The sequence below is a fragment of the Rhodophyticola sp. SM2404 genome (genome assembly GCF_053570515.1).
Genome location: NZ_JBSEDL010000003.1, coordinates 43,111 through 62,952, shown reverse-complemented (window position 1 = coordinate 62,952; position 19,842 = coordinate 43,111). Strand labels below are relative to the sequence as shown.

21 protein-coding genes and 1 riboswitch are annotated in these 19,842 nt (G+C 57.3%); of the genes, 12 read left to right on the top strand and 9 right to left on the bottom strand.

Features of this window, described 5'->3' with window-relative positions; translation table 11 throughout:
* Positions 1–33 precede the first annotated feature (33 nt).
* The 3 genes from paaA to paaZ form a co-directional block, all read right to left on the bottom strand.
* On the bottom strand, positions 34–1,023 hold the full coding sequence (gene paaA / locus ACTYEO_RS05555; protein WP_449322724.1) for a 1,2-phenylacetyl-CoA epoxidase subunit PaaA: 990 nt from the start codon (positions 1,021–1,023) through the stop codon (positions 34–36).
* 79 nt (positions 1,024–1,102) lie between these two features.
* Positions 1,103–1,891 carry a PaaX family transcriptional regulator C-terminal domain-containing protein gene (locus tag ACTYEO_RS05550; protein WP_449322723.1) on the bottom strand — a complete coding sequence of 263 codons (789 nt, stop codon included), beginning with the start codon at positions 1,889–1,891 and terminating at the stop codon, positions 1,103–1,105.
* A 9-nt stretch (positions 1,892–1,900) separates the two neighbouring features.
* Entirely contained in the window at positions 1,901–3,925 is a 2,025-nt protein-coding gene (gene paaZ / locus ACTYEO_RS05545) for a phenylacetic acid degradation bifunctional protein PaaZ (RefSeq protein WP_449322722.1), read from the bottom strand.
* A 77-nt stretch (positions 3,926–4,002) separates the two neighbouring features.
* On the opposite strand from paaZ, the gene paaI reads away from it, so the two are divergent.
* The 3 genes from paaI to ACTYEO_RS05530 are packed head-to-tail and all read left to right on the top strand — an operon-like array spanning position 4,003 to position 6,323.
* Positions 4,003–4,437, top strand: coding sequence for a hydroxyphenylacetyl-CoA thioesterase PaaI (gene paaI, locus ACTYEO_RS05540; protein ID WP_449322721.1), 435 nt, complete (start codon positions 4,003–4,005; stop codon positions 4,435–4,437).
* A 1-nt stretch (position 4,438) separates the two neighbouring features.
* Positions 4,439–5,731, top strand: a complete 1,293-nt coding sequence (gene paaK / locus ACTYEO_RS05535) for a phenylacetate--CoA ligase PaaK (protein ID WP_449322720.1) — start codon at positions 4,439–4,441, stop codon at positions 5,729–5,731.
* A gap of 4 nt (positions 5,732–5,735) precedes the next feature.
* Complete coding sequence (locus tag ACTYEO_RS05530; protein WP_449322719.1) at positions 5,736–6,323, top strand: TetR/AcrR family transcriptional regulator; 588 nt, start codon at positions 5,736–5,738, stop codon at positions 6,321–6,323.
* Positions 6,324–6,360: 37 nt separating this feature from the next.
* On the opposite strand, the gene dapD is transcribed toward ACTYEO_RS05530, so the two are convergent.
* A complete protein-coding gene (gene dapD, locus ACTYEO_RS05525) occupies positions 6,361–7,188 on the bottom strand; it encodes a 2,3,4,5-tetrahydropyridine-2,6-dicarboxylate N-succinyltransferase (RefSeq protein ID WP_449323000.1) in 828 nt (275 codons plus the stop codon).
* Between the two features lie 72 nt (positions 7,189–7,260).
* Here dapD and ACTYEO_RS05520 point away from each other — a divergent pair, with 72 nt between their 5' ends.
* Positions 7,261–8,103: an LOG family protein gene (locus tag ACTYEO_RS05520; RefSeq protein WP_449322718.1), complete on the top strand. Its 843-nt coding sequence runs from the start codon at positions 7,261–7,263 to the stop codon at positions 8,101–8,103.
* 81 nt (positions 8,104–8,184) lie between these two features.
* On the opposite strand, the gene mepA is transcribed toward ACTYEO_RS05520, so the two are convergent.
* On the bottom strand, positions 8,185–9,111 hold the full coding sequence (mepA, locus tag ACTYEO_RS05515; protein WP_449322717.1) for a penicillin-insensitive murein endopeptidase: 927 nt from the start codon (positions 9,109–9,111) through the stop codon (positions 8,185–8,187).
* Positions 9,101–10,453, bottom strand: coding sequence for an MFS transporter (locus tag ACTYEO_RS05510; RefSeq protein ID WP_449322716.1), 1,353 nt, complete (start codon positions 10,451–10,453; stop codon positions 9,101–9,103). Before ACTYEO_RS05510 ends, mepA begins: the two co-directional genes overlap by 11 nt.
* A 199-nt stretch (positions 10,454–10,652) precedes the next feature.
* Here ACTYEO_RS05510 and ACTYEO_RS05505 point away from each other — a divergent pair, with 199 nt between their 5' ends.
* Positions 10,653–10,940: a YggT family protein gene (locus tag ACTYEO_RS05505; RefSeq protein WP_449322715.1), complete on the top strand. Its 288-nt coding sequence runs from the start codon at positions 10,653–10,655 to the stop codon at positions 10,938–10,940.
* A gap of 15 nt (positions 10,941–10,955) precedes the next feature.
* Here the strand turns inward: ACTYEO_RS05505 and msrA are convergent, their stop codons facing one another.
* The gene (gene msrA, locus ACTYEO_RS05500; RefSeq protein ID WP_449322714.1) at positions 10,956–11,624 is read right to left on the bottom strand and encodes a peptide-methionine (S)-S-oxide reductase MsrA; all 669 of its coding nucleotides are present in this window, start codon (positions 11,622–11,624) and stop codon (positions 10,956–10,958) included.
* 102 nt (positions 11,625–11,726) lie between these two features.
* On the opposite strand from msrA, the gene ACTYEO_RS05495 reads away from it, so the two are divergent.
* From ACTYEO_RS05495 to ACTYEO_RS05465, 7 genes are all read left to right on the top strand, one after another.
* Complete coding sequence (locus ACTYEO_RS05495; protein WP_449322713.1) at positions 11,727–12,620, top strand: D-amino acid aminotransferase; 894 nt, start codon at positions 11,727–11,729, stop codon at positions 12,618–12,620.
* A complete protein-coding gene (locus ACTYEO_RS05490) occupies positions 12,617–13,324 on the top strand; it encodes a sulfotransferase-like domain-containing protein (RefSeq protein WP_449322712.1) in 708 nt (235 codons plus the stop codon). Before ACTYEO_RS05495 ends, ACTYEO_RS05490 begins: the two co-directional genes overlap by 4 nt.
* A 131-nt stretch (positions 13,325–13,455) precedes the next feature.
* The gene (locus tag ACTYEO_RS05485; RefSeq protein WP_449322711.1) at positions 13,456–14,940 is read left to right on the top strand and encodes an AMP nucleosidase; all 1,485 of its coding nucleotides are present in this window, start codon (positions 13,456–13,458) and stop codon (positions 14,938–14,940) included.
* Positions 14,941–15,069: 129 nt separating this feature from the next.
* On the top strand, positions 15,070–15,360 hold the full coding sequence (locus ACTYEO_RS05480; RefSeq protein ID WP_449322710.1) for an HU family DNA-binding protein: 291 nt from the start codon (positions 15,070–15,072) through the stop codon (positions 15,358–15,360).
* Positions 15,361–15,433: 73 nt separating this feature from the next.
* Positions 15,434–16,303: a DMT family transporter gene (locus ACTYEO_RS05475; RefSeq protein ID WP_449322709.1), complete on the top strand. Its 870-nt coding sequence runs from the start codon at positions 15,434–15,436 to the stop codon at positions 16,301–16,303.
* Between the two features lie 57 nt (positions 16,304–16,360).
* Positions 16,361–17,077 carry a cytochrome c biogenesis CcdA family protein gene (locus ACTYEO_RS05470; protein WP_449322708.1) on the top strand — a complete coding sequence of 239 codons (717 nt, stop codon included), beginning with the start codon at positions 16,361–16,363 and terminating at the stop codon, positions 17,075–17,077.
* An 11-nt stretch (positions 17,078–17,088) separates the two neighbouring features.
* Positions 17,089–17,487, top strand: coding sequence for a thioredoxin family protein (locus tag ACTYEO_RS05465; protein ID WP_449322707.1), 399 nt, complete (start codon positions 17,089–17,091; stop codon positions 17,485–17,487).
* A 5-nt stretch (positions 17,488–17,492) separates the two neighbouring features.
* Here ACTYEO_RS05465 and ACTYEO_RS05460 read toward each other — a convergent pair whose 3' ends face one another.
* On the bottom strand, positions 17,493–18,206 hold the full coding sequence (locus ACTYEO_RS05460) for a hypothetical protein (protein WP_449322706.1): 714 nt from the start codon (positions 18,204–18,206) through the stop codon (positions 17,493–17,495).
* A 239-nt stretch (positions 18,207–18,445) separates the two neighbouring features.
* On the bottom strand, positions 18,446–19,546 hold the full coding sequence (gene aroC, locus ACTYEO_RS05455) for a chorismate synthase (protein ID WP_449322705.1): 1,101 nt from the start codon (positions 19,544–19,546) through the stop codon (positions 18,446–18,448).
* A 149-nt stretch (positions 19,547–19,695) separates the two neighbouring features.
* Positions 19,696–19,804, top strand: a riboswitch (TPP riboswitch).
* Positions 19,805–19,842 lie beyond the last annotated feature (38 nt).

The window sequence follows — 19,842 nt, the reverse complement described above, 5'->3', positions numbered from 1 at the left end:
TCGGGGAGCGCGAGGGGCTGGCCCCTCGCCCCCTCATTCTGCCGCCAGCGCGGTTTTGCGTGCTTTGCGCTTCTCGGCATGGGCGCGCGCGGCTTCCCGAACCCAAGCGCCCTCCTCCCAAGCGTTTTTCCTGTCACGCACGCGGTCGATATTCATCTGCCCGCCGCCTTTGACGACACGCCAGAATTCGTCCCAATCCAGCGGCCCGTGATCATAGCCGCCTTTGGCCTCGTTCCATTTCAGATCAGGATCAGGCACGCTCAAACCCAGATATTCGGCTTGCGGGATGGTGGCGTCGATGAATTTCTGGCGCAGCTCGTCATTGGTGAACCGCTTGATCTTCCACGCCATGGATTGGTCCGAATGCTGGCTGTCGGAATCATGTGGCCCAAACATCATCAGCGATGGCCACCACCAGCGGTTCAATGCATCCTGCGCCATGGCTTTCTGCTCGGCGCTGCCTTGGGCAAGCGTCATGACGATCTCGTAGCCTTGCCTTTGGTGAAAGCTCTCTTCCTTGCAAACGCGGATCATGGCGCGCGAATAGGGGCCATAGGAACAGCGGCAAAGCGGGATCTGGTTCATGATCGCTGCACCATCGACCAACCAGCCAATCGTGCCGATATCGGCCCAAGACAGGGTCGGGTAGTTGAAGATTGAGGAATATTTTGCACGTCCGTCATGCAATTCTTCGGTCATCTCCTCGCGGCTCACCCCAAGGGTTTCCGCGGCAGAATAGATATAGAGACCATGCCCGCCTTCATCCTGCACCTTGGCGAGCAAGGCGGCCTTACGCTTGAGCGAGGGCGCGCGCGTGATCCAGTTGCCTTCGGGCAGCATTCCCACAATTTCCGAATGCGCATGCTGGCCCATCATCCGGACCAGCGTTTTGCGATAGCCCGAGGGCATCGGATCATTGGGTTCGATCTTTTCATCGGCGTCAATGCGGGCCTGAAACCGCGCCAGAAATTCTGGCGTTTCTTCCGAGCGGCTATCCGCGCCGAGCAATCCTTGGGAATACATTGCATCTTCTCCGAGTGAGGGATGCGTTATATTGGGTTACGAAAAAACAAAAATCAATTAATTTTTGTAACCCTTTTGATCAAAGCCCAAAGCGGGTCTGTGCGGTGGCGGGTTTTGGGGGCATCGGGCCGTAACCCTCGCCTGCCTCGCCAAGCCACACATCCGAGCCGTCACTTAACGCGCGATAAATGCGTGCCACCTTCGCAGGCAACTCAGTTCCCGCAAAGTCTTGCTCGGCCAACATTTGGGGCACTTTGGGAAAGCGCAGCACATAGCGCCGCCAGCGATGGATCAGAACAACACGCGCAACAGCATGCTCCAGCGATGTGCCTTCAAAACCCTCTAACCCATGGCAGAGCTGTGTCAGGGCCAAAGCCTCGGTCTGATGATCCTGCGCGATCACGGCGGGTGGCAGATCGCCTGTGATAATCTCACCTTTGAGCGCAAAGCCAAGATCTTGCGGCGCCTGATCGGCTGGCCAAAGACCAAACCCGCCCGTCAGGCGCAGCCCGCGGGGGGCGTCAGATTGGGCGATCACCCAGTCTTGCGGATCGGCGGTATCAGGATCGGCATAGATCAAAGGCTCGACCTTGATGGTTTCGCCCCAAGTCGCCTCGGAGAAACGATAGGCGCTGGTGCGGCCCGTTTTCTCCCTCAGGGCCAGCCCGTCTTTGACCAAGCGTGACAATGCGGTTTTCTGGGCGGGTCGCCCCACCCCCATCGCGTCCAGCAATACCCCGAGACGTGCCGTCGGCATCGCGGCCTTGCGAGGTGCGGCCATATCGCCAAGCACGGTCACAATCAGCGACCAGACGCGCAACCGCCCCTGATCGTGCAAATATGTCTCGATGATGCGGTTCAATTCCATCCCGCAGCTTTAGCGGGTGAAAGCCACCATCGTCAAAAGCTCATATTCGGCGACCTGTTCTTCATCCTGATTATAAAGGGTCGCGTTCCAAGCCACCTCGCCATAATCCGCTGTGCGCCGCGTTTTACGTTTGGCTGTCAGGCGCACATATAGGTGGTCATCGGGGCTGACAGGTTTTTGAAAGCTCAGGGCATTGAGGCCAGTATTGGCCAGAACAGGGCCGGGATCGGGTTGCACGAACAGCCCTGCCGCAAAGGATAGAAGCAGATAGCCATGCGCCACCCGTCCGGGGAAGAAGGGGTTCGCGCGGGCGGCCTCTTCATCCATATGCGCATAGAAGGTATCGCCCGTGAAATGGGCAAAATGCTCGATATCCTCAAGGCTGATCTTGCGGCTCTCGGTTCTCAGCGTCTCGCCAATCGTGATCTCGTCAAAGACACGCTGGAACGGGTGGGTTTCGGTTGTGATCTCTTGTGCGCCAGACACCCATTGATCGGTGATGGCTTGGATCATATCGGGGCTGCCCTGCACGGCCACGCGCTGCATGTAATGCAGAACACCACGGATGCCGCCCATTTCCTCGCCGCCACCAGCCCGTCCCGGCCCGCCATGGATCAGATGCGGCATGGGCGAGCCATGCCCCGTGCTTTCAGCCATGCTGTCACGATCATTGAAATAAAGCCGCCCATGCCACGCGCCCGAGGCCAGCACCATCTGCCGTGCCACGCTTGGGTCATGGGTGATGACCGAGGCGACAAGGCTGCCACCCCCTTGATTGGCCAGTTTGGTGGCATGGGGCAGGTCACGGTAAGGCATCAAGGTCGAGACGGGGCCAAAGGCCTCTACCTCATGGATGACTCTTGCGGCATCAGGATCAGTGCTGCGCAAAAGCATGGGCTTCACAAAGGCCCCTTTATCGGGGTCAGCGGCATCAATCTGTAGGTGCTGCCCGTCAAAGATCACTTCGGCCTCGCTGCGAAGTTGTGCGACACGCTCCAGAACATCCGCTTTCTGGTTGGCCCCCGCCAAAGCCCCCATTCGCGTTGTCTCAAGCGCGGGGTCACCGATGCGGGTTTTGGCCAGCCGCGCGCTCAGCGCATCCGAGACCTGATCCATCATAGTATCTGGCACGATGATCCGTCGGATTGCCGTACATTTCTGGCCTGCCTTGGTCGTCATCTCGCGGGTGACTTCCTTGATGAACAGCTCAAATTCAGGGGCATCAGGCGTGATATCGGGCCCGAGGATAGATGCGTTGAGGCTGTCTTGCTCGGCGATAAAGCGGGTGCCTTGGCGCAGGATATTCTGGTTGGAGCGAAGCAATAACGCCGTATCAGCCGAGCCTGTGAAGCTGACCACATCCTGCGGGCCAAGCCTGTCCAGCAGATCACCTGTTTGGCCGACCACAAGCTGCACGGCCCCTTCAGGCAAAAGACCTGACGCAATGATCATTTTGAAACAGGCCTCGGTCAGCCATGCGGTGGCCGTGGCGGGTTTCACGATGGCGGGCACGCCTGCCAGCAGACAGGGGGCCAGTTTCTCCAGCATGCCCCAAACGGGGAAGTTGAACGCATTGATATGCACGGCCACGCCTTGCAGGGGGACCGCCACATGCTGCCCCAGAAAGCGGCCGGTCTTGCCAAGCTGCTCCAAGCCGCCATCGACATAGATATGCCCCTCGGGCATTTCGCGCCGCCCCTTTGAGGCGAAGACAAACAGCGTGCCGATGCCACCTTCAATATCGATCCAGCCATCGGCGCGGGTCGCGCCTGTCATGGCGTTCAAGGCGTAAAGCTCTTCCTTACGGTCATTGAGATAGCTGGCCAGCGCCTTTATCATCTTGGCGCGTTGATGAAAATCCATCTCGCGCAGGGCGGGGCCGCCGCGGCGGGTTGTGTGATCCAGCATGGCCTGCATGTCCAGCGCGGCACCGCCACGTGCCACGGCCTCGCCTGTGACGGCTGAATACATTTGCCTTGCGCTTTGGTCAGGCTGGATCCAGTGCCCTGCCGCATAGGATTGAAGATCGAGCATTTTTTGAGTCTCCCTTTGCAACAGTCTTGACCGATCGGTCGGGTTTGCGTCAAGGTTGAACATAAGGGAGAGACGACATGACACCACAAATCCGCGCTGAACGCTCGGCCCAAGCAATGTGGGCAACAGATGCAGCCTCGAAATGGTTTGGCCTTTCTCTGGACGGGGTCGGGCCCGGTTGGGCGAAGATGAGCATCACGCTGAGCGATGACCAGTTGAACGGGCATGGCATGGCGCATGGCGGGGTTATCTTCAGCTTGGCGGATTCGGCCTTTGCCTTCGCCTGCAATAGCCATAACCGCCTTGCTGTCGCACAGCATAATTCCATCACCTATCTCAGCCCGGGAAAACAGGGTGAAACCTTGGTTGCCGAGGCTCGGGAGGTCTCGCTCAGCGGGCGCTCGGGGATTACCGATGTGACGGTGACAGGCGAAGACGGGCGCAAGGTGGCCCTGTTTCGTGGAGCCTCACGCATCATTGATGGCACCCATTTTGAGGAAGAGAAGGCCTGACATGGAAGACCTGACACCAAAGACATCCGATCTAGACCCGATCGAGATTGCCAGCCGCGACGAGATTGAGGCGCTCCAGCTTGAGCGGATGAAATGGAGCCTGAGCCATGCCTATCAAAACGTGGCCCATTACAAGGCGCGGTTTGATGCGGCGGGTGTGCATCCCGATGATTTGAAAAGCCTCTCTGATCTGTCCAAATTCCCCTTCACGGTAAAGCAGGATCTGCGCGAGAATTACCCTTTCGGGATGTTCGCGGTTCCGCAAAACCAGATCGCGCGGGTGCATGCCTCCTCGGGGACAACGGGCAAGCCTACGGTTGTGGGCTATACGGCGGGTGATATCGATACATGGGCCAGCGTGGTCGCGCGCTCGCTGCGCGCTGCGGGCACGCGGGCGGGGGATATGGTGCATGTCGCCTATGGCTATGGCTTGTTCACGGGCGGTTTGGGCGCGCATTACGGAGCCGAGAAACTGGGCTGCACGGTTGTGCCTGTTTCAGGCGGGATGACGGCGCGGCAGGTGCAATTGATTGAGGATTTTCGCCCCTCGACCATCATGGTGACCCCCTCCTATGCGCTGTCGATCTTGGATGAATATCGCGCCCAAGGCCTCGACCCGCGCAAAAGCCCTCTCAAGGTTGGTGTCTTCGGAGCAGAGCCTTGGACGAACGCCATGCGCGAGGAGATCGAACAGGCCTTTGATATGCATGCCGTGGATATTTATGGCCTGTCCGAAATCATCGGACCCGGCGTTGCCAATGAATGTGTCGAGAGCAAAGACGGCCTGCATATCTGGGAGGATCACTTCTACCCCGAAGTGATTGACCCTGTGACAGGTGAGGTTCTGCCCGAGGGTGAAAAGGGTGAACTGGTTTTCACCTCGCTGACCAAACAGGCCTGCCCGATCATCCGCTACCGCACCCGCGATCTGACGCGGCTTTTGCCAGGAACGGCGCGGTCCATGCGGCGGATGGAAAAGGTCACGGGCCGCTCGGATGATATGATTATCCTGCGCGGCGTGAATGTGTTTCCCACGCAAATCGAAGAACAGATCATGGCCGTCGAGGGCCTCGCGCCGCATTTCCAGATCGAGCTAAGACGCGAGGGGCGGATGGATGAGATGCTGGTGCATGTCGAGGCCTCGGGCGATGCGCAGAAAGCCAGCCTTGATCTCAAGACGCGTATCAAGGACCGCGTTGGGGTTACCGTGACCGTCATGCCCCATGGCACAGGCGGGGTGGAGCGGAGCCAAGGAAAGGCCGTGCGCATTATCGACAAACGGCCAAAGGGCTAAGCCGATGCCGCGAGGACTTGCGCGCAACCATGAAGAAAAGCGCGATGCAATCCGCAAATCCGCCGCGCTGCATTTCGCGGCGCTTGGCTATGGTCACGCCTCAATGGCTTCGGCCGCAAAGGCCTGTGGCGTGTCGAAGGCGCTGATCTATCATTACTATGACAGCAAGGAAGCGCTGCTTTTTGATATCCTGTCGGTCTATCTAGGCGCTTTGGTTGAGGTTGTAGAAACTGTCTCGGGAAAGGGGACGCCTGAGGAGGTTCTGCGCCGTCTGATCCATGCTATTTTGATGCAATATCAGGATGCAGATGCCGAACATAAGCTGCAACTGGACGCCTTGGAGACGCTGCCCGATGATCTCAAACGCCCCTTGATCGAGGCACAACGCAAGATCGTTCGCCGTATGGGCGCGGCCCTTGACGCGCTGGAGCCTTCGCATTTGGACGGGCGCCTGCGCGAGGTGACGATGACCGTCTTTGGAATGTTGAACTGGTTTTATATGTGGCACCGACCCGAGCGCGGGATCAGCCGCGCGGATTATGCCGATCTGGTCACCGATATGGTGCTGGGTGGCGTGCGCGGCCTAAGGTAAGGCCGCGCCGCAAAGTGTTTATTCGAAACGCGTTCGATCAGTCGCGCAGCAGCTCGTTGATGCCCGTCTTGGAGCGTGTCCGCTCGTCCACGCGCTTGACGATCACCGCGCAATAGAGGTTCACGCCGTTCTTTGATGGCATGGAGCCCGCGACAACCACGGAATATGGTGGCACCTCGCCATACATGACTTCGCCTGTCTCGCGGTCCACGATCTTGGTGGATTGGCCGATGAACACGCCCATGCCCAGAACCGACCCTTCGCGGATGATGCAGCCTTCAACCACTTCCGAGCGTGCGCCGATAAAGCAATTGTCTTCGATGATGGTGGGGCCTGCCTGCATAGGCTCGAGCACGCCGCCAATGCCTACACCGCCTGACAGGTGCACATTCTTGCCGATCTGCGCGCAGGAGCCGACCGTGGCCCATGTATCGACCATGGTGCCGCTATCGACATAGGCCCCGAGGTTCACAAAGGAGGGCATCAAAACCACGCCAGGCGCGATATAGGCCGAGCGACGCACAACGCAGTTCGGCACAGCACGGAAGCCTGCCTCTTGCCATTCAGACGCGCCCCAGCCTTTCCATTTGCTATCGACCTTATCCCACCAATTGCCACCTTGGGGGCTGCCGGATTGCAACTCCATGTCCTTCAGGCGGAAGCCCAGAAGAACGGCCTTTTTGGCCCATTGGTTCACATGCCAAGTGCCATCATCGCCACGCTCGGCCACGCGCAAGGCGCCGCTATCAAGGGCGTTCAAAGTTTGCTCGATAGCATCGCGTGTTTCGCCTGTGGTGGCGGGGGTGATCCCGTCACGGGCCTCCCATGCGGCTTCGATTGCGGTTTCAAGTGCAGCGTTCGACATGCTTTCCCCCGAGGATATGGTGTGATCTACATTTGGCATGCCCTATATCCTCGCAGGGCCTTGGAGGAAAGAATGAAAGAAGATCACGGCAAACGTCTGTTTCGCGGAGCACATCAGGATATGGAAGCGGTTGGTGGTATTCCACTGACTGAGCAGACCGCAGCGCCTGCCTATCGTCTGGCTTTTGCCGATGATGATTTTCTGTGCCGTGACGAATTACGCCCCGTGCGTCTTCAGTTGGAATTGCTCAAGCCCGAAATGGGGTTGAACGAGGCGGGTGTGGACAGCACCGTGGTTCTGTTTGGTGGTGCGCGCATCCCTCAGCCCGGAATTGAGGGGCGCAGCAAGACCTTGTCGGATATGTCGATTTATTATGAGCAAGCCCGCGCTTTCGCCAAAGCTGTCACCGAGCGCAGCATTGCCGCAGGTGGCCGCGATTGGATCGTCACCACGGGCGGTGGTCCGGGTGTGATGGAAGCCGGCAATCGTGGTGCTGCCGAGGCGGGGGGCCGTTCAATCGGGTTGTCGATAGTGCTGCCGCATGAGCAAGCGCCGAATTCCTATGTGACGCCCGAGCTTTGTTTCAATTTTCACTATTTCGCCATTCGCAAAATGCATTTCCTGATGCGCGCCCGCGCTATCGCGGTATTTCCGGGCGGGTTCGGCACATTTGATGAGACTTTTGAGGCGCTGACCCTGATCCAGACAGGACGTATGGAGCAGGTGCCCTTCCTTCTGTTCGGCGAAAGCTTCTGGCGCAAGATCATAAATTTCGAGGCATTGGTCGAGGCAGGCACAATTGCGCAGGATGACCTCAAACTGTTCAAATTCGTGGAGACCGCCGAGGAGGCCTTGGCCGCAATGGATGCTTGGGAAGGCGCGGGTTCAAAGCGCGGGAAAATTCCGGGCAGATAGGTCTCCACCAGTGCTTGAACTATAAGCGGCTGAAGTCTTGAACTTCAAAAGGCCGCCCTCATGCAACCTATATCCTGAAAATCAGCCTTCCACCAGAGCGGCGCATTGGCGGGGCAAATCTCCCAAGGTCAATTCGCGGCGCGGTGTGGGGGGCGGTGCGTTTGGATCAGGGGGGGGCGGATTGAGGATGTTGGATACCCATTGCCGCGCCTCGTCACAGCCATCGCCTGCAGGCGGTCTATCCTGATTTTCACAACCCGGTGATCCCGCAGGGCAGCTTAGGCGCACATGGAAATGGTAGTGATGCCCGTACCAAGGGCGGATATTGCGCAGATAGGAGCGGTCGCCCGTTTCATTATCGCACATCCAGACCTTCGCGCCTGGAAAGATGAAAATCCGCGCAACACGTGGGTCGCGGGCGGCAGCGCGGACAACGCGCCAATGATCTTCCGTCCACTCGCTATTCACATAAGCGCCACTTGCGCGGCGCATGGAGATGGAGGAGATATTCTCGCGCTCTGTCTCGCTCAGTGTCAGGTCACGGGCGGGACGCAGCCAGATATCGGCATCAAGACCCGATTGATGGCTTCTATGGCCCGTCAACATCGGGCCGCCCCGAGGCTGGCTCATATCGCCGACATAGATGCCAGACCATGAGGTGCTGCGCGCAACCTCGCGCGAGAGGTCTTGCACGAAATCAATCGTTTCGGGATGGGCCCAGTTGCGGTTGCGCGACAGTCGCATGGCCTGCCATGTCGGGCCCGTTTCAGGCAGCTCAGTGGCCCCTGCAACACAGCCACGGGCATATCCGCCATAGGCGGCGGGGGCATCTTGGCTTGGGCCGTCAATATAGCCAAAGACTTGGCGGGCTTGCTGGCTGGATTGGGTTACCGTGAGCGGTGGCAGGTTGGCGCTGCTGGATGAACCTGAAGTCCCAGACGGGGTTCCGCATGCAGCAAGTGTTACCACTGCCAAAGAGGTTAAGATTGTCCGCAGGTTAAACCGCATGGTCAGCTTGTCCCTTTTGCGTGCCTTGAGGGTCTGGATGCACAAAGAGTAGCAGAACAAGGCCAATAAGGAAGAGGGCGATCAGAGGGCTGACGCCAAGCTGCTGACTGCCAGTGATTTGCGTTGTCACCCCGATCAGCAGTGGCGCCACAAAAGAGGTGGCTTTGCCTGCCAATGCATAAAGGCCAAAGCTTTCGGTCATTTTGGCAGGGTCGGCCTGCCGCACCAACATATGCCGAGAGGAGCTTTGCAGCATTCCGCCGCCCGCACCGATCAATGCTCCCAAGACATAGAAGGTGAGATCGGGAATATTGGAGCCTTCTGCCACGGCAATTCCAAAAACGCTCTCGCGGGAGGTGAAGACGATCCCGATGGCGACACATGTCAGGAGAAGGACATTGAAGGTGATCATTGGCTTGGGGCCGAAGCGGTCATCGGCCTTGCCACCGAGCCACGCAAAAACGGCCCCCGTCAAAACGGCGAGGATGGCGAAGGTGCCAACATCCACAACGCTCCACCCCAGAACGCCCGCGGCGTAAATGCCGCCAAAGGTATACATGCCGTTCAAAGCGTCACGGTAAAACATCGAGGAGCCCAGATAGGCAAAAAGGCTGCGGTTCTTGGGCAGGGCTTTGAGAGAGACGCTGAGATTCGGCAATGCGGTTTTGATCGCGCGGCTGATCGGCATGGCATCTGGCTTGCGTGGCTCCTTCACCCAGAGGAAAAAGGGGATGATGAAGATGATGAACCAGATCGCGGTCAGCGGCCCTACGGCGCGCGTGCCTTCACGAGCGCTCGGGTCCAGCCCGAAAATTGGGTCTATTCCAATCAGCGTCAGGCCCGTCTCAGCGTTCTCGGCAAAGAACGCGAGCATCAAAAGCAGGGACACCAAACCACCCAAATAGCCGACCGCCCATCCTGACCCTGAGATGCGTCCGATCTGGATCGCGGGGCCGAGGCTTGGCAGTAGTGCATTGGTGAAGATCGTGGCAAATTCCATCCCGATCAAACCGATCGCAAAGAGGCAGAGCACCAGCACGATGTTGAAACTGTCGGGCGCTGCCAGCCAAAGACCTGCCGAGCCGATCACATACATGGCCGAGAATACCCAGATGAACGGCATGCGTCGGCCTGAATGATCGGCGATGGCCCCAAGGATCGGCGCGCATAGCGCGATCAGCAATCCCGCTCCGCCTACGCCATAGCCCCATGCCGTTTGCGCGGCCGAACCATCCGCCAGTATTTCTGTGACATAGGGTGCAAAGATGAAGGTCAGGAGGAGTGTGTTATAGGGTTGGCTGGCACAATCAAATGCCCACCAGCCCCAAATGCGTTTGCGCATATTGCGTTCCAAGATATCACGTCCCCCTTAGGCCCGCCTTGAGGCCTTTGAGCGCTACACTCCTCAGTTCAGCGACATTTTGCAATCATTTCTCGGGGTTAAAGCGCGCGTCACGTCATCACGGTGCTTGCAGCTTGGCCTTTGCGCCCTTACCTCTGCGCTGAACAAAGATAGAATTGAACAAAGGACTGCACATAAGATGACTTCGATTTTCATGATCCTCATGCTGCTGATCGACGTGGCGTTCTTCATTATTCTTGCCCATATCATCATGAGCTGGCTGATCAATTTCGGTGTTTTGAATATGGGGCAGCCTATTGTGGCCCAGATCTGGAACGGCCTGTCGCAATTGCTTGAGCCGATCTATGGCCCGATCCGCCGCCGCCTGCCTGCAATGGGTGGGCTGGATCTGGCACCGCTGATCGTGATCCTCGGCCTCTATGTGATCGAGATTGTTCTGCGCAACAATGCTGGCGCGTTTCTCTAAAACAGGGCGCTGCCCCTAGTTAAGGAAGGCGGCGTCATTTCCCCAAAGCTCGGCCACGCGCTGGTCGCGCCCGCAGGCATCGCGGTAGAGTTCATAGGCCACAGATTTGCGGCGCGGACCAAAGCGGGTCAGGATCAGCTCATTGCCACGGTAATAATTCTGATGGGCATCCTCGGCCGGATAAAAGGGCGCGGCATCGCGGATGGGCGTAACGATTCTTTGGCCAAGATCGGCCTGTGCCTGCGCAATCGCGCGCTCGGCGCTGGCCCGCTCCTGCGGCGTTTGTGCGAAGATTGCCGTGGTATAGCTAAAGCCGCGATCGCAGAACTGGCCGCCCGAATCCGTTGGATCGACCGAGCGCAGGAACAAAGATAAGAGAGTTTCATAACTGACTTGATCGGCATCATAGGTAATCTCGACCACTTCCAGATGACCTGTGTCACCGCCAACCACCTCGCGGTAGCTGGGATTGGGCACCGTGCCGCCTGCGAAGCCCGAGACAACCTCGATCACCCCATCGACCTTTTCGAAATCGGCCTCGATACACCAGAAACAGCCACCCGCCAGAACGGTTGTCTGAATATCACGCGCATGGGCCGCGCCGTGTTGAAGCATGGCTCCAACTGCGATTGCCATTGCCAAGGCAATGGTCTTGAATTTCGGTTGTCCAGGCAGACGGGTCATCGGATGTCTCCTCATAACGGAATATGCACATGACATGCGGAAGGGCATTGAAATACAAGCCACGTCCGTGTGAGGTCACGATTGAGTGAAGAGGAGTTTACGATGGTGACCACCCATCAGGCCGAAGATGATGCCCGAAACGAGACTATTCTGATCTGGGTCAATGGCGCGCTTAAACCCAAAGCCGAGGCTTTGGTCAGCGTCTATGATAGCGGCTTCATGCTTGGCGATGGTGTCTGGGAAGGGATGCGCCTTTACGATGGCAAATGGGCCTTTCTGGACGAGCATATCGACCGCCTGTTCGAAGCCGCCAAAGCCATCGATCTGGATATCGGGATGGATAGGGCAGGCATCAAAGAGGCGCTGGAGCAGACCCGTGCCGCCAATGAGATGCACTCGGATGCCCATGCCCGTTTGATGGTGACCCGCGGTGTGAAGATGCGGCCTTTCCAGCATCCGTCGCTATCGCGTTCAGGGCCCACTGTGGTGATCATCATGGAGCATTCCTGCCCCTCGATCCCGCGCCCGATCCGATTGGCCACTGTTCCGCATCTGCGCGGCCTGCCAATGACGCAGGACCCGAAATTGAACTCGCATTCCAAGCTGAATTGCATCCTTGCCTGTATCGCGGCGGAAAAGGCGGGCGCGGATGAGGCCTTGATGCTGGATATCCATGGCTTTGTGAACACAACCAATGCCTGCAATTTTTTCATTATTCGCAAAGGTGAGGTTTGGACCAGCACAGGAGATTACTGCATGAACGGGATCACCCGCCAAAAGGTGATTGATGTCTGCCGCGCTGATGGCATTCCTGTGTTTGAAAAGAATTTCAGCCTTGTTGAAACCTATTCCGCTGAAGAGGCTTTTTTGACAGGCACATTTGGTGCCCAGACCCCTGTCAGCGAGATCGACGGGCGTATGATCGGTGAGGGGGAGATGGGCCCGATGACCAAACGCATTCGCGATTTGTACAAAGCATTGGTGGCCCGATCATGACAAAGATCGCCATGTGGTCAGGCCCGCGAAACCTGTCGACTGCGATGATGTATAGTTTTGCGGCCCGTGGGGATTGCGCGGTCTGGGATGAGCCGTTTTATGCCCCCTATCTGGCGGCAACAGGCCAAGATCACCCGATGACGTCCGAGATTTTGGCGGCCCATGAAACCGACCCCGATAAAATTGCCAAGCGTTGCGCAGGCCCCGTGCCTGATCAGAAAACGCATTGGTATATGAAGCATATGCCCCATCACATGATCGACGGGTTCGCGCTGGATTGGGCGAGTGAGTGCGTGAATGTGCATCTGCTGCGCCATCCTGCCCGTGTCATCGCAAGCTATGCCGCAAAGCGCGATCTGGTCACCATGGAAGATATCGGTTTTGCGCAGCAACATGCGCTATGGAAACAGCTGCCGGGCCCTGTGATCGACAGCTTCGATATTCGTCAAAACCCCGAAAAGATGCTCCGCTCGCTTTGCGGTGAGATCGGCATTTCCTTCGAGCCTCAGATGCTGCACTGGCCCTCGGGTGGTTTGGCGGAGGATGGTGTTTGGGCAGCGCATTGGTATGGGGCGGTGCATCGCTCATCGGGGTTTGCGGGGCCTGAAGGGCCAACGCCGGAATTGCCCGAAGCCTACCGCCCTTTACTGGATCAAGCGCTCCCCTTCTATGAGGAGATGCGCAAGGCAGCGCTGCACGGATAGCGCATTTGAATTCTGTCTTGCGGAGGGGCGTGGCCAGTGAAAGACTTGGGTAAAGCGCAAATCTCACCACGGTCTTGATACACAAACCTGATAATTGCGACTTTGTGCATGTCATAAAACGGGCAGGATGAATGACAGTCTTTTCGAAATACAACGCCGTAGAAATGCCGCCTGAGCAATCTGTGCGCAGTTTCACAGATGCAAAAGAGGCCGTGCTCTATCTTCAGGATTTGTATCAAGACGCGACAGGCTTTCTGCGCCAGAAATTCAGTGAGGTCGTCCAAGGCGACGCCCCAGAGAAAAGGTTCCGCGCCTTTTATCCTGAAATCCGCATCACCACGACAAGCTATGGCCAGATCGATTCACGCCTGTCCTTCGGACATGTGGCTGAACCCGGAACCTATGCCACGACAGTCACGCGGCCTGATTTGTTCAAATATTATTTGCGCCAGCAGATCGCGCTTTTGATCGAAAACCACGGCGTTGCCGTTCAGATCGGCCCATCAATGACGCCGATCCCCGTGCATTTTGCCGTGCTCAATGATGATGCGGTGCAAATCCCGCAGGATGGGGCGATGTCCTTTCCCTTGCGCGATGCTTTTGATGTTCCCGATCTCGGGACGACGAATGATGACATCGTCAATGGCATGAGTATTTCGCATGAGGATGGCTCGGGCGCGCTGGCACCGTTCACGGCGCAAAGGATCGACTATTCGCTTGCGCGGCTGTCCCATTACACCGCGACCCAGCCCGAGCATTTCCAGAACCATGTCCTCTTCACCAATTACCAATTCTATGTGGAAGAATTCATCGCCTTCGCGCGTGAAGCTTTGAAAGATAAGTCGAGCGGGTATGTCTCGCTGGTGGGGCCTGGAAACCACGAGATCACCGAGACGGATCAGGAGCTTCCTACACCGCTGAAAATGCCCCAGATGCCGACCTATCACCTGACGCGGGAGGGCGGTGCTGGCATTACTTTGGTCAATATCGGCGTGGGTCCGTCAAACGCGAAAACCGCGACTGATCATATTGCGGTGCTGCGCCCTCATGTCTGGCTGATGGTCGGGCATTGCGCAGGCCTTCGCAACACGCAGCGGCTTGGGGATTATGTTCTGGCACATGCCTATCTGCGGGAAGATCACGTGCTGGATGCCGATCTTCCGGTTTGGGTGCCGATCCCTGCATTGGCCGAGGTTCAAATTGCCTTGGAAGAGGCCGTGGCCGATGTCAGTGATGTTTCGGGCTACGAGTTGAAGCGGATTATGCGCACAGGCACTGTTGCCACGATCGATAATCGCAACTGGGAATTGCGCGATCATTCGGGGCCAGTGCAACGGCTCAGCCAAAGCCGCGCGATTGCGCTTGATATGGAAAGTGCGACCATCGCCGCGAACGGGTTCAGGTTCCGCGTGCCCTATGGAACGCTGTTATGCGTCTCGGATAAGCCGCTCCATGGGGAATTGAAGCTGCCTGGCATGGCGTCGGCCTTCTACAAGGACCAAGTTGCGCGGCATCTTTCGATAGGTATTCGGGCTATGGAAAAGTTGCGCGAGATGCCTTTAGAGCGGTTGCACAGCCGAAAACTCCGTAGTTTTGAGGAAACGGCCTTTCTTTGAGCGGAAAAATTCGCAAAAAGACATAGATTTGCATAATATTAACACACTAATCGTTGTGTTGATCCACAATATGAGGCTATTTTCTTGCCAACGAACCCTAGGGTTCGGGCAGAACAGAGGAATAAGTAAATGGCACAGAAACCAATGACAAAGACCCAACTCGTTGCAGCTTTGGCTGACAAGATGGGTAGCGACAAGAAAACAGCAACCGCAGCACTCGACGCAGTGACCGCCGTGATCAGCGACGAAGTTTCGGGCGGCGGCGCCGTTACCATTCCAGGTGTTGGCAAAATCTACTGCCGTGAGCGTCCTGAGCGCATGGTACGTAACCCTGCGACTGGCGAGCAGATCAAGAAGGACGCTGACAAAGTGGTCAAAATGACCATTGCGAAGGCTCTCAAGGACAGCGTGAACGGCTAATTGCCTTTCCGTATGCTATTGCGAAGGGTCGCCACGGGCGGCCCTTTTGCTTTTGGAACAAAAGGACGCTGACATGGATCTTCGCGCAATCGGTATCGGGCTGCTTTTCGCGCTGATCTGGTCATCAGCCTTTACATCCGCGCGGGTCATCGTTGAGGCCGCTCCTCCGCTGATGGCGCTTGCGCTGCGCTTTGCAATCTCAGGCGGTCTTGCGCTGGCAGTGGGTGCAATGCTGGGGCAGAGCTTTCGCCTCACACGCTCGCAATGGATCTCTGTCATCGTTTTCGGGATTTGCCAGAACTCGCTCTATCTGGGGCTGAACTTCGTGGCGATGCAAACGGTCGAGGCCTCGCTTGCTGCGATCATCGCCTCGACCATGCCGCTTATTGTGGGCGCTGCAAACTGGCTGATCTTTCGTGAAAAGCTGCCCTTGCTTGGGCTGGTGGGGCTTGTGGCAGGTTTTGCAGGGGTAGCTGTTATTATGGCACAGCGCTTTGGTGGCGGCACGGACCCTGTTGGCATCATGCTTTGTATGATTGCCGCTGTCGCCTTGGCTGTTGCGACCCTGACCATGCGCGGCGCGTCTTCGAATGGTGGCAATCTGTGGGTCGTTATCGGATTGCAGATGCTGGTGGGCAGTGTTGCCTTGATCCCGCCTGCCGCTGTTTTTGAGACATGGGTTGTTACATGGTCATGGCCGCTGGTGATCGCGTTTATTTATACCACCCTCGCACCGGGCTTGTTTGCCACTTGGATATGGTTTGTCCTTGTCGGGCAGATCGGGGCGACCCGTGCTGCGACCTTCCACTTTCTGAACCCGTTTTTCGGTGTTGTGATTGCAGCGGTGCTTTTGAGCGAGGCATTGACCTTCGCGGATATCATCGGGGTGATCATCATCGCGGGTGGTATTCTGGCCGTGCAGCTTTCGCGGGTGCGGTCGTAACATTTTCTCACGCAAAGGTTTGATGACTTTTATGCGCTGTCGCTGCAGATGGGTTTCATGGAATTTATTCTTGCATATGGCGCTGGACTGCTAACGCTGATCAACCCTTGTGTATTGCCGATCTTGCCGATTGTTCTGGCCTCGGCATTGCAGGCCAGCCGTTGGGGACCGATTGCGCTGGCCGCAGGGCTTGGCCTGTCCTTTGTGACGCTTGGCGTTTCCGTCACTGCCTTCGGGCATCTGGTTGGGATTACCGAAGAAACGATATCCAAGGCGGGCGCGATCTTGATGATCGGCTTTGGCTTTGTGCTGCTGGTGCCGCAATTCTCTGAGCGGTTCGCCTATGCGACGGCGGGTCTTGCTGAAGGGGCTGATCGGCAGATCGGGACGCTTGCGGGGAATTCGGGTTGGCAGGGGCAGTTCATCGGCGGGCTTCTCCTTGGCGCAGTTTGGACCCCTTGTGTCGGCCCGACCCTTGGCGGTGCGATATCGCTTGCCAGCCAAAGGCAGGATTTGCTGTCGGTAAGCTTTACGATGCTGGCCTTCGCTTTGGGGATCGGCACGGTGATGATGGGCCTTGCCTATGGCGCGCGGACTGCGCTGCAGCGCCGCCAAGCCGCCCTGCGTCGCATCGCCGAAAAGGCAAAACCGATCCTTGGTGTGAGTTTCATTTTGGTGGGCGTCGCGATCCTGACGCGCTTTGTCTATGTCATTGAAGCTTGGTTATTGGATGTATTGCCCATCTGGCTTCAGGACCTATCCGTTATTCTTTGAGGAGGCTTGTTATGAACAGACGACATATGATGCTTTTGGCTGGTTCAGCTCTGGTTCTGCCGCGCATGGGGCTTGCCAGCATGATCGATTACACCCCCGGTCTGGTGGATGAACATCTTGCCCGTGGTGAGACCGTTTTCGTAGATTTCTTTGCGCCATGGTGTTCGACCTGCCGCGCGCAGGATCGTGTTGTCGAAGAATTGCGCGGAGCCAATTCAGCCTATGACAGCGCCATGACCTTTATTCGTGTTGATTGGGATACTTACGGGACGGGTGAGCTTGCCCAAAGGCTGCAAATCCCGCGCAGATCGACCTTGGTGGTCTTGCGCGGCGACGAGGAATTGGGCCGCATTGTTGCAGGCACTTCGCAGGGCGATATTCAGGCCTTGATGGATTTGGGCCTTAGCTGACGCGGTCAATCAGCCTCTTGGTCGGTGACGGTGATACGCAAGTTATCGACCGCCCAAAAGGCATTGGCATTGTCAGGAAGAAGATTTGACCCGAAGCCAACTGTCAGAGTTGGGCTTGGGTCTCTGACCATAATCCGAACGGCCATGGTCTGGTCCTGCGCATCGCCAAACCCGCGATTACGTGGTGGGGGATTGCGCGGTGTTATTGTGGTGATGAAGCGCGGATCCTCGCTCAGATGCGTGGATTGGCGCATTGCCAGATCAGGGGCCGTTGCAAAGCTTTGCGTGGCGACGGGCTCTCCATCGATGAAGACATTCAATTCTTCCAACTGCCAATCATCAATGGCGTGCAGATCGAACTCGACGATTGCAAAGGCGTGATCTTGCGGCAGTTCGAAGGTTTTTGTGATCGCTTCAAGGCCCCCTGTGCCACCAAAGCGCCCCAACACACCGCCAAACCCATGGGCGGAGTTGTCAACCTGCCCGCCTTCCCAACCTGTGGAGGCCAGCTCGAATGTCTCGAAAGCAACCAGTTCATCCCCGTCATGCAATGCGAGGACACCTTTTGAGGCCAGCGGCGAATTTTCGGGAGAGGTTGAAACATCTGTCCTGATGAAAACACCCGCCAAAAGAAACGCAGCCAAAAGCGCCGCCCCGATGACCGACCAATCGATCGTCAGCGCGCCGTGCTTCCGCTTAAAAGCTGCCGTGATACTCATTTAACAACCTCAACTTTAATCGAGTTTGAGCAATCGACGGGAAATATGCGCAAAAAAAGGCGGGATAGGGGTGGTTTGATATCACTGTCGCGCTGACGGAAACCAATTGGTTTGCATCGCGCAAACTGTATCCTGACCCTGATCAAACCTGACCATCATGCTATCGCGCCCAGTGAAGATTTTCACGGGTTCAATCCAGCAAGACACAAATTGATTATGCCGAAACGACCCTAGGCGTTTCAGCCGATATGGCCGCGGTTTTCACCAATCTGGCCACGGTGCAGCAACAGGTGGTCAAGGATCACGCAGGCGGCCATCGCTTCGCCGACGGGGACTGCACGGATGCCCACGCAAGGGTCATGGCGACCTTTGGTGATGATCTCGGTATTCTCACCAGATTTCGTGATCGTTTTGCGTGTGCTCAGGATCGAAGAGGTCGGCTTGACCGAGAAGCGCAGCACAATGTCCTGACCTGTCGAGATACCACCCAAGATGCCACCTGCATGGTTTGAGGAATAGATCGGTCCATCAGGACCCATGGTGATCTCATCGGCATTCTCGGTGCCTGTCAGCATCGCAGCCGCCATACCATCGCCAATCTCGACGCCTTTGACCGCATTGATCGACATCATCGCAGCCGCAAGATCGGTATCAAGCTTGCCATAGATCGGCGCGCCAAGGCCCGCTGGAACACCACGAACCGTAACCTCGATCACTGCGCCCACGCTTTCGCCCGATTTGCGCAAACCGTCGAGGTAGCCTGCCCATTCCTCAGCGGCTTTGGGGTCGGGCGTCCAGAAGGGGTTTTGATCGATTTCTGCCCAATCCATATTCGCAGGAACGATCCGATGCGGACCCATCTGGACCATATAGCCTTTGATCTCGATCTGCGGGGCAAGTGTGGCCAAAGCCGCGCGCGCCAGACCGCCTGCGGCCACACGTGCCGCCGTTTCGCGCGCCGAAGACCGCCCGCCGCCGCGATAGTCGCGGATGCCGTATTTCTGGAAATAGGTAATATCAGCATGCCCGGGGCGAAACTTTTCGGAAATCTCGCTGTAATCCTTCGAGCGCTGATCGGTATTGCGGATCATCAACTGAACAGGCGTGCCTGTTGTCTGGCCCTCAAACACCCCTGAGAGGATTTCAACCTCATCGGCTTCACGGCGCTGCGTGGTGTATTTGTTTTGCCCGGGCTTGCGCTTATCCAGCCAAGTCTGGATCGCCGCTTCATCGATTTGCACACCGGGAGGGCAGCCATCAACAGTTGCTCCCAAAGCGGGTCCGTGGCTTTCACCCCATGTGGTGACGCGGAACAAATGGCCAAAACTGTTCATAGACATGCGCAAGCGCCTTTCATTTCTTAGGCGATGGGTTAGCCCTAGCCGCGCCAAAAGCCAAGCAGGATTGCAGGTTTAGCCCGTAGTTTGCTGCGTCGCGGGCTTGGCGCTGCGGTCAGCCCTTGTGCATATCCAAAGCCTTCACTAACTATAGCCGCACCTCGGGGGGGCTCTGATGAGCCTGAGATGCATGATCTGACATGCGGACCCGTTGAACCTGAACCGGTTAAGACCGGCGGAGGGAAGGGACCATCTGCAAGGTGCAGACTCCAGCTTCACTTCGCCCGTCGCAATGGAGG